The 14,969-nt window shown below is 38.1% G+C and carries 12 protein-coding genes; 7 read left to right on the forward strand and 5 right to left on the reverse strand.

The genetic code is table 11. The annotated features are described in order from the left end of the window. Positions 1-40 precede the first annotated feature (40 nt). Entirely contained in the window at positions 41-1,279 is a 1,239-nt protein-coding gene (locus CJF42_RS05445) for a DEAD/DEAH box helicase (protein ID WP_095365709.1), read from the forward strand. 299 nt (positions 1,280-1,578) lie between these two features. On the opposite strand, the gene CJF42_RS05450 is transcribed toward CJF42_RS05445, so the two are convergent. Then, complete coding sequence (locus tag CJF42_RS05450) at positions 1,579-2,196, reverse strand: hypothetical protein (protein ID WP_095365710.1); 618 nt, start codon at positions 2,194-2,196, stop codon at positions 1,579-1,581. A 160-nt stretch (positions 2,197-2,356) separates the two neighbouring features. Between CJF42_RS05450 and CJF42_RS05455 the strand changes: the two genes are divergently transcribed. Then, on the forward strand, positions 2,357-2,899 hold the full coding sequence (locus tag CJF42_RS05455; protein ID WP_095365711.1) for a TetR/AcrR family transcriptional regulator: 543 nt from the start codon (positions 2,357-2,359) through the stop codon (positions 2,897-2,899). A 291-nt stretch (positions 2,900-3,190) separates the two neighbouring features. Here CJF42_RS05455 and CJF42_RS05460 read toward each other — a convergent pair whose 3' ends face one another. From CJF42_RS05460 to CJF42_RS05470, 3 genes are all read right to left on the reverse strand, one after another. Continuing rightward, entirely contained in the window at positions 3,191-3,928 is a 738-nt protein-coding gene (locus CJF42_RS05460) for a DUF3726 domain-containing protein (RefSeq protein WP_170940482.1), read from the reverse strand. Between the two features lie 9 nt (positions 3,929-3,937). Continuing rightward, positions 3,938-5,572 (reverse strand): hypothetical protein, encoded by a 1,635-nt coding sequence (locus CJF42_RS05465; RefSeq protein WP_252097534.1) that lies wholly within the window; start codon positions 5,570-5,572, stop codon positions 3,938-3,940. A 592-nt stretch (positions 5,573-6,164) separates the two neighbouring features. Beyond that, positions 6,165-7,064, reverse strand: coding sequence for a LysR family transcriptional regulator (locus CJF42_RS05470; RefSeq protein ID WP_095365713.1), 900 nt, complete (start codon positions 7,062-7,064; stop codon positions 6,165-6,167). 90 nt (positions 7,065-7,154) lie between these two features. Here CJF42_RS05470 and CJF42_RS05475 point away from each other — a divergent pair, with 90 nt between their 5' ends. The 5 genes from CJF42_RS05475 (at position 7,155) to CJF42_RS05495 (ending at position 13,637) form a co-directional block, all read left to right on the forward strand. Next, positions 7,155-8,597: an aldehyde dehydrogenase family protein gene (locus CJF42_RS05475; protein WP_095365714.1), complete on the forward strand. Its 1,443-nt coding sequence runs from the start codon at positions 7,155-7,157 to the stop codon at positions 8,595-8,597. 14 nt (positions 8,598-8,611) lie between these two features. Next, on the forward strand, positions 8,612-9,610 hold the full coding sequence (locus CJF42_RS05480) for a dipeptidase (protein ID WP_095365715.1): 999 nt from the start codon (positions 8,612-8,614) through the stop codon (positions 9,608-9,610). Between the two features lie 75 nt (positions 9,611-9,685). Continuing rightward, positions 9,686-11,245: a BCCT family transporter gene (locus tag CJF42_RS05485; protein ID WP_095365716.1), complete on the forward strand. Its 1,560-nt coding sequence runs from the start codon at positions 9,686-9,688 to the stop codon at positions 11,243-11,245. Positions 11,246-11,382: 137 nt separating this feature from the next. Next, positions 11,383-11,760, forward strand: coding sequence for a RidA family protein (locus CJF42_RS05490; protein ID WP_095365717.1), 378 nt, complete (start codon positions 11,383-11,385; stop codon positions 11,758-11,760). A gap of 164 nt (positions 11,761-11,924) precedes the next feature. After that, entirely contained in the window at positions 11,925-13,637 is a 1,713-nt protein-coding gene (locus CJF42_RS05495; protein WP_170940483.1) for an MFS transporter, read from the forward strand. 62 nt (positions 13,638-13,699) lie between these two features. Here the strand turns inward: CJF42_RS05495 and CJF42_RS05500 are convergent, their stop codons facing one another. Further along, positions 13,700-14,425: a sulfite exporter TauE/SafE family protein gene (locus CJF42_RS05500; RefSeq protein ID WP_095365719.1), complete on the reverse strand. Its 726-nt coding sequence runs from the start codon at positions 14,423-14,425 to the stop codon at positions 13,700-13,702. Positions 14,426-14,969 lie beyond the last annotated feature (544 nt).

The following is a 14,969-nucleotide window of genomic DNA, read 5'->3' on the forward strand; positions in this document are numbered from 1 at the left end:
TGTTACACTTCGCACAAAATAAGTATAGGTGGAGTATTATATGGGTTTTTCAACCTTAGGTATCAATGAAAATTTATTAAAGGCAGTAATCTCACAAGGTTATGATGAACCAACACCTATACAAACTTCAGCAATTCCGGTGATTTTAAGTGGTAAAGATATTATGGCTGGTGCTCAAACTGGCACAGGAAAAACAGCCGCTTTTGCATTGCCTTTATTACAAAAGATCACCGAGCAAGAATCTAAAAATCACATATTAAAAACATTAGTTTTAACACCTACGAGAGAGCTTGCGCAACAAGTTCACAAAAGTTTTGAAACTTATTCGCAATTCACTCAAATAAAATCGACCTTAGCATATGGCGGTGTCAGTATTAAAACACAAGTTAAAGCTTTAAAGTCAGGTGCTGATATACTTGTTGCAACACCAGGGCGTTTATTTGATCATATCGTAAACGGAACGGTAGATTTAAGCCATATCGAATATTTAGTCTTTGATGAAGCCGACCGTATGTTAGATATGGGTTTTATCGATGAAATAAATCGCATATTAAAGCGATTACCACCAAAACGTCAAACATTGTTATTTTCTGCAACTTTTGATGAAGCCATATTTAAGCTAAGTAAAACGTTACTTAAAAACCCTGAGCTAATAGAAGTAAATCAAAGAAACACTGCGGCAGCACAAGTTGAGCAAGTTGTTTATAATGTAGATGCTGATCGTAAGCGAGAATTAGTATCTCATTTAATTGGCTCTAAAAACTGGCAACAAGTTTTGATATTCACTCGAACTAAACAAGGAGCCGATGCTTTAGCAAAAGAAATGTGTAAAGACGGTTTAAAAACACAGTCAATTCATGGTGACAAATCTCAAGGTGCTCGTGAAAAAGCGCTACAAGAATTTAAATCAGGAAAAACGCGTGTTTTAGTTGCAACAGATGTTGCCGCTCGAGGTTTAGATATACAACAATTATCATATGTTATTAATTATGAATTACCTTATATAGCAGAAGATTATATACATAGAATAGGGCGTACAGGACGCGCAGGAAGTACTGGATTGGCAATTAGTTTACTTAGCTCTGAGGAAAATTGGCTATTAGAACAAGTTGAAAATGTCATTAAAAATAGATTACCGCAACAATGGTTACCTGGTTATGAACCTGATTTAAGTAAAAAAACAATCAAAGATGATTTTAAAAACACCCGTTCAGCACAAAAGCGTAGAATTAAGAAGCGCACTTTTGGCGAAAAAATAGGACATAAAAGAAGCCGTTAGTTGTATTAGTTCCGGCTTAATCTGCCCTGAAAAGTGATAGCTTTTATTAGCTATCATTTTAATTGTTTATTTCATCAGTAAAATAACCAAAAGGCTCCTTTATAGTTGGAAATATGATTATATTTATGTTGAAAACTATGCGTGAATTTTGGTTTGAAATTGAACTGTCGTCAGCATTGGTCGATGCATAATCAACACTAGTCCTTATTACATTTAATTGTTGACTGACAAAATCCAAGCCATTAAGTAAGTTATTTATAGACTTTCAGTATCAGTTAAATTTCAATTAATTACGCCGATTATCCGTTTGTTGGTCGATAAGGCTCTTCTCGTACACCGTGAGATAAAACCAACTTAATCATAAATAAAGAGGCTAACCATTCGAGTCCTTCAGGGCCAATAAAAACAACCTGACTTATTATTATTGACATCATTACAATACTTAGTGCTATCGGGCGATGTAGATATTGGGGGATCAAATGAATAAATATTATTGATGCCATCATTATGCCATACCAGAAGAAGGCATAATCCCAAGCAACATTAAAACATAGTGGCACAAGAAAAATTTGAAAATGTACTGCTGGAAATAAGAATTTATGACTTACTAATTTAGCCAACCAATTCAATTCCATCGTTTGCTCTGTATGAATAAAGCGCTTCATTGAACCAAGAGAGTTAGTGAGAACACCCCCTACCATATCAAGGGCTAGAAAACCTGCAACTGCAATTTGAAGTAGCGACCATTCTATCTGTTGCCATATCAGAAAGTATAAAACAATTGGCGCTAAAAAAGCTGCGTAATTTGCAATGGCACTTTCTGCTTTTGTTGGTGCGTAGCCTGTAGTGACATTGAATTTTCCAGAACAAGTCCAATCAATATGAGCTTCTTTAATGGTAAATTTTTGCTGAGACATTATTTTCTCCAAAGATTAATTTAATAAGCTTTTTTTAAAGACCGGTTGGACTATATAATAAGTGGGGTTGTTATTCGTGTCAACTACATAGACCAATTGGACTATATAGTTTAATTATAGTGTGATATAGTTTTGTTCCCAAGGTTTAAAAGATAGATGTATGCCTAAAATAGTTGACAGAGAAGCGTATCGACAGGAATTAGCTAATAAAGCCGTGAAAGTTTTTGCAGAGCATGGCTATAATGGATTAGGTATGCGTGGTATTGCTGAGGAAATTGGTGTATCAAAAAGCGCTTTGTATCATTACTTTCCAAGTAAAAAAGATCTTTTTTCTGCATGTACAGAATTAATTACTCAGCCGCATAGTTTATATGGCAAAGATAAAGATGATATTATTCCAACGTCAAAAGTTGAGGTTACAAAAGCACTGTTAACGACGTTAGATAACCGCTTTCAAGGAGAAATGGTATTACTACTTGATTACATTAAAAATAGAGAAATAGAGGATATTGCAAAAGATCCGCTATTAAGAAGATCAGATAGCAGTTTTCTAAATGAATTTGCTAGCATAGTAGGTCAAAAACAATCAGATCAAGCTTATGCATTAATGATGGGAGGTTTGTTGGTTAGGTTAATGAATGGTAACCAGACAAGTATCGAAAAAATAAGTTCTTGGATCAACAATCTATCAGATAACGATTAGTGTAAAGCGATTAATAAGACGACTCAAGCCAATGTGTGTTCCCCCCGTATAGACTATTTGTCACCCCTTATTTTTAGTTAGAGGTAATCAAAATGCGTTGTCATGCCGCTGTTGTGACTAGTATTATCTTGGGCTGTTGTCCTTATTGATATGGCAACAGTTCGTGAATGTGGTGATAATGCTAATTTGCTTTAAATCTAGATTGTGCAAAATATAGTCTCCTTAAGACAGAGGTGTTTTGCGGTACTCTCGATAAACACATTGTATTTTACGACAATACCAAAATAATATTTAATTGCCACCGGCATCTTTTCGCGAACGTACGGTGTTTTCAACCAACACACCCAAGCCAATTTTATTAATGTCTTCCCAGAAATCAGTATCAATTTCAATACCATGTTCAACAGTATGTTCTTTGTTACGTTCAACTTGTTTAGGACTAATAAAATGACTTTGACAATTTTGCAAAGAAGAGGTTAAGTCGACTCGCGAACTACAAATAATAGTAAGCGCTTGTTTGTCATTTTCATTACATGTTAAGTTGGTCACGCCTTCACTGTAACTAGGATAGCGTTGACCTGAACGAATAGCAGCTGTGTGTTCGGTGACAATATTACTACCATTTTGCCAATAAGCTGCTGCGCTAATACCGCTACGGCCGCGATCAGTCAGTGCTTTTAGGATAAAAATTCTGTTATGACAGTTATGTACGGTTATTGTTGCGATACCGTTTTCTAATGCCTTAGCGTGCGCAAGATCTACTGCAGCCGCAATACAATTAAGGGCACTACGATGGTGGGCATCAATAATCGCTGAAGTGCTATCTTCATAAATCACATTACTTAAAGGCTTTTCTTTATCTTCACCAACATAAGGTAACGCAAGTTTTAGTTCATTCAAGCCATTTAAGCCATGTTTCTCTAACCAAAGTACCATATTAGCGGCATCTTCATAATTACCAACAAAGTAATCACTTGCTTCAAAACATCTTCTTAGCGCTGCTTTTAATTCATTCATTGAAATATTCACGGAACTCTCCTATTGCTTAGGTGCTAGTGGCATAAACCAGTCATCATTAAATACTTCGCCAATTTCTTCTAGCAGTGGTGCACCTTGAAACATAGTATTTCGTACCCACAAACGTGAACGGGGATCAAACTTACTTACGCCAAAAAATGCTAATTTGGCGCGTAATAAGTGCATGGGTAATACTTCTTTATCTAATAGATTCGCTTGGATGTCACCGTAAGCACAACGGCTCATGCCCTGAATACGGCGTACAATGCCGCGTAATTTTGGGTGTGCCACCATAAATCTAGCTGTAGTATGTTCTGGATTTTTAACAATATAATCGATTAATTGGTTATAACACTTGCGTACGGCGTAACCGACACCTAGCGCCATTTGTTTCTTTTTACCTTCAATATCGGCAACACTGCCCAGACGAGGTTCCATTTTTTCTTCTGAACGATACCAGTAGGTCTCTCGTGCTCCTTCAGCATCAAAATCTATCGCTAGTGCCCAGTCATAGCTGTTTTCTATGATGTCTCTAAGTTGTACTGCAGGCATTAGTGGATCAAGGTCTAAAAACTCCTCAGCATTGTGAAAATCTTCCAACTCATCAACTAGTTCGGGGTACATTTCTAGCATACAAGACACAAACATTTCTTGGCCCTGCAAAGAGCAATGTTGTTCACTATATTTAACTAATTCATCCCATGAATCAAAACCACTTTCAATACGGTTTTTCAGGCTAGCCATATCTTCAATGACAACCTTATTATTGTCGGTTTGCCACTCATCTTCAGTCTGTGTTTCACGGGTATGTTGAGCACTTCGATCAATTAGTTGAGCAATGGTTTCACGTACTTGCTGATTAATGCTACCAAGTGTACGAACGCGTGCTAAAGCAAGTTCACGCATTTCTATCCATTGGTTGATCAATAAAGGATGGTTGACCAAGTAAGGTGCCATACCTAAACCTGTTGAATTACCAATACCAAAATAGCGTTTTATCTCTGGTTGCATTGGGTTATATGTTTCGGGTGATCTATGACGAGCAATATGTTCCACTTGTAATAGACTGAAGTTGCGTAGCATTAAACAAACAAACATTTCACCGGCAAACGGTCGGGAAAAATCATTATGTTTTTCTTTCACTTTTTCCCAATCAGCCATGCCAAGTTTGCCGCTACCATAAACTGCGGTCGTGCGATACAAATATCCTACTTTAACAATTTTAGCGACATCAGGTTGTTCACCCACAGAGAGTTGGTTTACTACATATTCAAAGTTACGTGCACTGCGGTTGGCACGAGATAAAACAAAAACACGAGCATCTACGCGTCCGGCTTCTTGTTTCGGGACATTGTCACGCAATTTTTCAATATAAACATGATCAACCTTACCTTCAACCAGAGCCATAGTAAGATCCCATTTAGTAGCAATAACACGATCATTACGCTCTTCTGGGGAAAGAAAATTAGAAAACAACACAAAACTGAACAGTCCATGCGGCGCTTGGACTTCATAAACAACAGTACCGTAGCCATCATTATCGAGTTCAAAAACAGAAGGAGCTATCTTCCAGCGTTCACGAAATATCCGACGTACCAAAGTACGCATAAAACTTAGACGGCTTTGATGGTAAGCACCAAGTCGTTCCAACTTCATCACCTGGCTAGTTGGGCGGAGCGGTAATGCATTGTCACCCCATAGTGATGAATGGATAGCTGCATTTGTTGTCATTTTACTGATCCTCATTTGCTATACAAATTATGTTATCTGAATTAGCTTTGACTTTCTTATTGTAATTGTGAAGTTAATTCAAGCGTTAACTAATTTAATTTTTATTATCGTGAGGACCAAAATTTGTCCTTACTGAATGTAATGTTATATTTAGTCAATACCTTCATTTTGTACAAGTAAAAAGGTATATCGTCTGATAAGAGAAACTTATGTGGTTTTATTATCCTATTGAATTCTAATTATATTATTGCATTTTTCGTTTGATGGTAACCAATATTTAATGGCAAGATAATAAAGGATATCTACAGGAATTCATGATTAGAGCTATTTCATTATTTTATTATCAGAAAATACTCCTTATGATAATCATTAATTTTAGCAGCAATAATAATGCTATTGTAACGATGTGAGCACAGGGAGTTATGTACGTGGTGATAATTGATTGGCATTTAGTCACTAGACTTGCGCCAAAGTCATTCCATTCATAAATAACATACTGGCGCTCATATAACAGGGTTTATTCAGGCTCTGTACTCTTTAAAATGAAGTTTGCCAGCGCTTCGGCCGCGGGAGATAACGATTTATTCTTGAGTTGAACTATCCCAATATGACGAACAACTTTAGGAGTTGTCAGCGGGATAAAACGCAGTTTTTTATTATCGTTGGGAAAGGCAAACCAGGGTAAAGTGGTAATACCAAGACCTGCTTCAAGCATCGCAATTAATGAGAGCATATTAGAAATAAGAAATTGTGAATCGCTTAACAGAGGTTCCGCCTCTGTATCTTCCAGTAACCGAGAAGTCCCGTTCTTGATCAATCGTTGTTTACGAAGTTCTTTCCAGTGCAATTCGTTTGCATCAGCAAGGGGATGATCAATACGGCAAACCACACCAAGTTGATCCTCCCAGATAGGCGTAAATATGATGTCATTATGTTCGTGTTCATGTGGTAAACTAGCAATACCAATGTCTACTTGTTTCTTTTCAACCTTTCTTAATACTGCTTCAGAGTTATCATCGTAAAAGCTGATGTGGAGCTCTGGTACATCGGCGATGAATTTTGACAATAATTCAGGCAACATTCTGCAGGCAATCGAAGGTACTGAGGCAAGGCGCAAATGACCCGTTTTATGTTCACTCATTAAAGCCATATCTTGAGCAACGTTGTCGTGGTGAGCGATAAGTTCTTTCGCCTTAGGTAAAAAATATTTACCGAAAGGTGTCAGCTCAGTGATAGTGGTTTTAGCATTTCGTTTTTCAAACAGTGCTGTACTGAGTTTATTTTCAAGATCACGTATCGATAAAGATATTGCAGGTTGGGTGCGGCAAGCTTTTTCTGCCGCCGTATGAAACCCTTTTAATTCAGCAACCCAGACGAAGTGACGTAGCTGAGCTATCTTAAATTCAGGCAGTGCCATAAGTATTCCTTATCAACAGATATCATTTACTAATTTTTATTATTAAAACATGCTCCATATAATAGATTCAATTATTTTATGGAGGTATTTATGTCTGAATCAATTTTTTGTAATTACATTAATGGTGAATGGGTGGAAGGTACAAGTTCAATTGTTAACACCAGTCCAGCTGACATCAGTGATGTTATTGGTCATTATGCTCAAGCAAGTCAAGCTCAGGCAGAATCAGGGATAGATGCAGCAGCTAAAGGCCAGTTAGAGTGGCAGAAAAGTGGCTTGGAACAACGCTATTTAGTGCTAATGGCGATTGGTGATGAGCTTATTGCACGTAAAGATGAGTTAGGTAAGCTGTTAGCTCGTGAAGAGGGGAAAACGTTACCTGAAGGTGCTGGTGAAATTTATCGTTCAGGTCAATTTTTTCATTATTATGCGGCAGAAGTACTACGCCAGATGGGTGAAACAGCTGATTCAGTTCGCCCGGGTATAGAAATTGAAACTCGCAGAGAGCCAGTTGGTGTTGTGGGAATTATTACACCATGGAATTTCCCTACCGCAACAGCTGCTTGGAAAATTGCACCGGCATTAGCTTTTGGTAATGCTGTTGTTTTAAAGCCAGCAAATCAAGTACCGGCTAGTGCGTGGGCATTAACCGAAATCATATCACGTCAAGGTCTACCTGCTGGTGCATTTAACCTAGTAATGGGGCCAGGTGCAGAAGTGGGGGATTTGTTAATTAATTCTAAAAAAATTAACGCACTCACTTTTACCGGTTCTTTAGAAACCGGTCGTAAAGTGGCGATAGCAACGGCTGCAAACCTAGTGAAATGTCAATTAGAAATGGGCAGTAAAAATGCTTTAATCGTACTGGATGATGCAGATTTAGATAATGCTGTTGAGTGTGCTGTTGGCGGTGCTTTTTTTGGTACAGGCCAAAAATGTACTGCTTCATCGCGTTTAATTGTCACTGAAGGTATTCATGATCGTTTTGTTGATGCTGTTGTTGAAAAAATGAAAAAACTTGTTGTGGGTCATCCACTACGTGAAGGCGTTCATATTGGTGCGGTGGCAGATGCACGTCAAATGAAGCAAAACCTTAACTATATTGAAATTGCCAAAAAAGAAGGTGGTAAGTTAGTGAGTGGTGGTGATGTAGTTAGTGAAGAAACCGACGGTTATTACCTAACGCCAGCTCTATTCACTGAAACCACAAATGCAATGACGATTAATCGTGAAGAAGCCTTTGCACCGATTGCTTGTGTAATCAAAGTGAAAGATTATGATGAAGCGTTAGCTACATTGAACGACACAAATTACGGTTTGGTTGGTGGTATTTGTACGCAATCACTTAAATCTGCAACTCATTTTAAACGTAATGCTCAAACTGGTTGTGCCATGGTGAACTTGCCAACAGCAGGAACTGATTACCATGTACCTTTTGGTGGTCGCAAAGATTCTAGTTTTGGTTCACGGGAGATGGGTAGTTACGCAAAAGAATTCTATACCATTGTTAAAACCACTTATATTCGTTCATAACTCGAGTAGTTACTATGCATAACGATCTTATTGTCATTGACGGCCTGCAGTACTCAAATTGGAACCGGGCTATTTTTCAACAGCTTAAAGAAGGTGGCGTGACTATGGTGCATGTCACTGTAGTTTACCACGAACAAATTAGAGAAACCTTATTAAGTATCGCTAAATGGAATCGCCAGTTTGAGATGCATCATGATTTGATTATGCCAGTTAAAAGCACTGCGGATATACGTCTTGCCAAAAAACTAGGTAAGGTTAGTATCATGTTTGGAGCACAGAATTGTTCCCCCATCGAAGATGATATAGGCATGGTTGAGATCATGCGTGAACTTAATCTGATGATTATGCAGCTTACTTATAACAATCAAAGTTTATTGGCTTGTGGTTGCTATGAAGCACAGGATAGTGGTGTTACTCGATTTGGTAAACAGGTAATTAAGGAAATGAATCGTGTTGGTATGGTGGTGGATATGAGCCACAGTGGTGAACGAAGTACATTAGATGCGATAGCAATGTCACAAAGTCCTATCGTGATCTCACATGCAAACCCAAACAGTTTTCACGAGGCTAAGCGTAATAAATCAGACAAGGTATTAAAAGCTCTGGGGGAGTCTGGTGGCTTATTAGGTTTTAGCCTTTATCCGTTTCATCTTAAAAATGGCCCTGATTGTAGTCTTGATGATTTTTGCGACATGATTGCAAATACCGCCGATTTAATGGGTATAGATCATATTGGTTTAGGCACAGATTTGTGTCAAGAGCAACCACTCTCAGTTCTGGAATGGATGCGTAATGGTCGTTGGTCAAAAGAAATGGATTATGGGGAAGGTTCTAAAGAAAATTCTGACTGGCCTAGGCCATTATCTTGGTTTCGTGACAGCCGCGACTTTCCAAATATAACAAGAGGATTGCAAAAACGAGGCTTTAATGCGGATGATATCGCCAAAGTCATGGGGTTAAACTGGTTAAATTTCCTTGACGAAGGATTAAAACCACAAGGTTTGGAGCGTTAATTGGTATTGAATAACATTCAATAAATCGATAGAGCTTTAAAATTATAATAATAAGAGAATCATCAGGAGCGTATAATGAATACTTCTAAAGTAGTAATGGAAGAGGGCGATGTAAAAATACCGAAAATTAAGTTTCTAGCTGGGGTAGATATACCGGTATTTTTAATTAGTGGCGGCGCACTAGTACTGTTTGCTATATTGGCATTGTATGATATTGATATGATGTCTGGCTGGGTCAATACCGCTTTTACTGCATCAACAAAAATATTTGGTGCCTACTGGCAAGTGCTCTTGCTCCTGACTTTTATTATTGGGATTTTTCTGGCAATAGGACGTACTGGATCAGTTGTTTTAGGGGGAATAAAATCTCCTGAAATATCCACATTTAAATGGATTTCTATAATCATGTGTACACTACTTGCTGGTGGCGGTGTCTTTTGGGCTGCTGCTGAGCCAATGGCACATTTTACTTCCCCACCGCCTATTTTTGGTGGTGAAAAAGGAACAACAGAAGCTGCTTATAATGCCTTAGCACAAAGCTTTATGCATTGGGGTTTTTTGGCTTGGGCCATTCTTGGTAGTCTGACTGGTATAGTGTTTATGTATCTGCACTATGAAAAAGGTTTGGCTCTAAAGCCCCGTACTTTGCTTTTCCCTGTTTTTGGTGACAAGGTGATGAAAGGTGCTTTTGGTACTATCGTTGATTCTTGTTGTGTTCTGGCTGTAGTGGCAGGCACTGTGGGTCCAATTGGTTTCCTTGGCTTACAAGTGAGTTTTGGTTTAGAAAAGTTGTTTGGTATTCCTGATACCTATGCAACTCAGGTAAGCATATTGTTCGGTCTTATTTGTATTTATACCCTATCTTCTGTAAGTGGTGTCACTAAAGGTATTCAAATTTTAAGCCGCATCAATATTATCTTAGCAGTTACTTTAATGGCATTTATTCTAATTTTTGGTCCTACTGCTTTTATCTTTGACAGTTATATACACTCGTTTGGACTTTACCTTGACAACTTTATTCCTATGGCGACTTTTCGTGCAGTTCCTGCATGGCTTGATTGGTGGACAGTATTTTTTTGGGGTTGGTTTTTAGGTTATGGTCCATTAATGGCGATGTTTGTCGCTCGTATTTCACGCGGTCGTACTATTCGTGAAATGATATTACTTATTTCTGTTGTTGCCCCGGTTATCACTTGTTTTTGGTTCACTATTGTTGGTGGTAGCGGTTTAGCCTTTGAGTTAGCCAATCCAGGTGTTATTTCTGAACCTTTCACTGGTTTTAATTTACCAGCGGCATTACTTGCTATTACAGAACAGTTACCAATGGGATGGATAATCTCGGTGTTGTTCTTGATATTAACCACTATTTTTGTTGCAACAACTGGAGATTCAATGACCTATTCAGTGTCTATGGTAATGACAGGTACTGACCACCCGCAAAGTTCATTACGTGTGTTCTGGGGGATTATGATGGGGGTTATGGCAGCATTACTTATTTCTATTGGCTCAGGCGGAATATCTGCGCTGCAATCATTTATTGTGGTTACAGCTGTTCCTGTATCTTTGGTCTTGTTACCGTCCTTATGGAATGCACCTCTAATTGCTCGCAAAATGGCAGATGAACAAGGACTGTAAGCAGTTTTTGAATAATCATGATAGGTACATGTAAGAATTTAATGTACTTAGCATGATGATTAAAGTGCTACAGTTATAAAATTTTTTCTTGTAGAAGCAACAATTTATCAATATATTTAATAATAGAGTATAAGTTAATGAAAAAAAAAGTAAAAACAGATCTATTTTCTTCTAAAGCCCCTTTAGAATGGGCGATTATTGCTAATAACACCTTATCAACTGCTCAGATCCCGATTAATGCACAAGGGCAAGTGGTTGAAGGTGGCATTAAAGCGCAAGCTCGTCAGACCATGGAAAACTTTAAACATACAATTGAAGCTGCTGAGTTGACTATGGATAATGTTACTCAAGTACTTATCTATGTTACTGATCGAGAGCAGTTACCAGTATTTAACAAAGTATATGCTGAATATTTTCAGCCACCTTACCCAAACAGAGCTGCTATGATTGTTGCTGGTTTAGCTAGAGAAGAAATGTTGTGTGAAGTAGTGGCTTATGCTGCTGTACCACAATAAATGTGTAGATAAAATGCGATTAAAGCTTGTAATAAAATAAAAAGCTGGCAAAAGCCAGCTTTTTGCGTCTTATATCAAATGAAAAAATTATCTTAAGTGAAGATTATAACAGGTTAATTCATTGACTATTTATACTATAGATACTGACTGAAAAAGGATTGTTTGTGCGTCAAACCTTCATATCACTGTTCTCTTTGTTCCTCAGCTGTTTCATTTTGCTACTTGGAAATGGCCTGATTAATGTTTTATTACCAGTACGAATGGGCCATGATGGCATTAGCACGAATATTATCGGCATTGTCTTATCACTTTACTTTGTTGGTTTATTAATTGGGGCGTTATACAGTACTAGTTTGATCAAACGAGCCGGCCATATCCGAATATTTACTGGTTGTGCGTCTTTGGGCGCCGTAAGTATCTTGATCTGTAGCCTTTATTCCGATCCATTGCTTTGGGGAGCGATGCGTATCGTCTTGGGCTTTTGTATTGCTTGCACCTTCACAGCTATGGAAAGCTGGCTTAGTGATAGTTCAACTAAAGAAACCCGTGGTCAAGTACTGGCAATTTACAATTCGGTAATGTTAGCTGGGCTGTTTGGCGGTCAATTCTTTATGAATATTGCCGATGTTCAAGACAATGTGCTATTTGTTATTGCGGGCATATTACTATGTTCGGCAGTGATCCCTGTTGCACTGAGCCATCACGCTGGTCCAGCGATCCAAGAAGTGAGATCTATGTCTCTGCTATTGCTCTATAAAAGATCACCGCTCGGGGTTGTCAGTTGCTTGGTATCCGGGATGATCTATAGTGCGCTGTTTAGTTTGCTGCCCGTTTTTGCTAAAGAATACGATATCATTGGCTTTCAGCTTTCTCTATATATGGGAGCTGCCATCTTGGGGGCTTTTATATTGCAGTTTCCCGTTGGTTACCTCTCTGATCGTTTTGATCGGCGGACGGTTTTATTTGTGCTCTTGCTAACATCGGCCGCGGCTGATCTAGTGGTTATTGTGTTGGCACCATCAAGAATTGAATGGGCGATTTTTTTAGCGACAGCAGTGACAAGTGGTATTATTGCTTGTACCTATCCGCTGAGCATCACTGAGGCGTTCGATAAGTTACGTCAAAGTGAGATGGTCTCAGCCATGGGATCAATGATTCTGGCATTTGCTCTGGGTGGAATTATTGGACCTTATTCAGCCTCATTAGTCATGGATAGTTTTGGCAGTACTTCATTATTCTATTTTCTCGCATTGATACAGTTATTTTTAGCCTGCTTTGTTATTTTTAGAATGTTTGTTCGTCAGGCATTACCTAACAATGAGAAAGAACATTTTGTTATGCAGGGCACTGCCACAGCGTCCGTTGGTGTGCTTGACCCACGTACTGCTTACATTAAAGCAGAAATACCTACTAGTGCAGAGATAAATACTGTAATTACGATGACACAAGCGGATCCCACATTGATTATCAAGATGATTAAGGCGATAGTTAAGACCGATGCACCGCTTGGATTAGAAATCGCCAGTACAGCAGTCTCTGTAACTGATATCGATATATTTGACGTATATGAAGCTATGAATGAGGCAATGTGTGATATTTCGCCAAGCATACTTATTGAGTTGACTCTTAGCGTAGTGTTAGCTAAACCGGATCAAACCTATGCTTTTATTTATAAACTTGCACAGCTGTACCCAGATCAAGTAGCAGAGGCGACCAGTAATATTGAAAAAATGATGCCAGAGCTTAGTAAGGTAATGGCTAGAGCTGCAATGGCAGCAACCTCTGCTCTGGTGCGTCATAATGCTGATGAACATGATATTGACGCTCATGCTGATAAGAGAGCAACAGAGATTGGTCAAGTACGCGAAGATGATTAGATAAATGATTTTGGTTAATATAATTATCGCTACGTTTTTAGTTAAAGGCTTAACTAAACCCTCTAATAAAAGAAGGCCTTCAGTAAAATAATACTACAGGAAGTCAGTGACAGCGTCGAGATTAATGGCTTTAAATAACGCTGTCCTAGGTATTTATCTAAGTAAAATGACAAGCCAAAACCAACAAATAATGCGGGGATCAGGGGCAAGGTTAATTGCACTTGAGCATAATTGATATTACCTGACACGACTAGCATAACCACAGACATTAGTGTACCAATAAGAAAAAAAAGACCAAGCTCTGCTCTTACGGTGCTAAGTTTACTGTTTTGGTAAACCAAGGCAATAGGCGGCCCTCCCACTGATGTTGTGGTACCCATCAGTCCTGAAAAAAAACCTGCTAAAACTAAATTTCTCGAGCCGTGCTCGATATTGACACGTCGATAAGTCAGCAACACTGACAGCATAATCAGTAGGGAAAAACAGACCGCAAAAAAAATTGGCGGCAATAAGGTTAGTAAGAAAATCCCCAAGACAGAGCCGGGAATACGCGCAAGTAGTGCGAGTTTAATATTACTAAAACTCAATTGCTGGTGATAACGAATACAGTTTATCAGTGACAAAATACAGCCCAATGCCAACATAGGGGCCGGTAAAAAATTAGTATTAATGATAACCAACACAGGTGAGGCGATAACTGCCAAACCAAAACCAGACATGCTTTGTAGAGCAGATCCTGCGATGACAGCGATTAAAGCAACTAACAATAAGGATGATTCAATGAGCATAGCGGTATTTTACGAGTGGCAAATTTTTGTTAGGCATATTGAAGGTATTCATATCTGATAATTGTATCCGGTAATAAAGGACTCTATAGCAAGGTGGCCTAGAGTAAAGCCAGCTAGTATTAATGATTGGCTCGCCGTGGTCTAATGAAAATATATTACTAGATGATAAGTATTTTAAATTGTCTAATAATCTGTACTAAAAAACCTAGCCGATAATGTTTTTAAATGAATAAAACTTGACAGTTTTTTGGTCACGATATGCTAACTATGAGAATTTTTTACAGGGAAAAGTTCGGGTGATGTACGAGAAAAACTTACCAAAGCACAATTTGTTTTGAGCGTTTATCACATCAACACAATATCGGTAATGTGACAAAATAACCTTTAATAACAGTATCATAAACCACTTATTTAGTATTGTTTATTATTCGCCAATAAGATTATCTTATTAAGTGATTAAGCTAATTGACTTCAGTTTTTATCATCTCCTCCTTATTATTATTTCGATATAAAAAATGTACTTAACCATTTAAAGCAAAAAAAA

It is taken from the genome of Pseudoalteromonas sp. NBT06-2, from assembly GCF_002276045.1.
GTDB lineage: Bacteria > Pseudomonadota > Gammaproteobacteria > Enterobacterales > Alteromonadaceae > Pseudoalteromonas.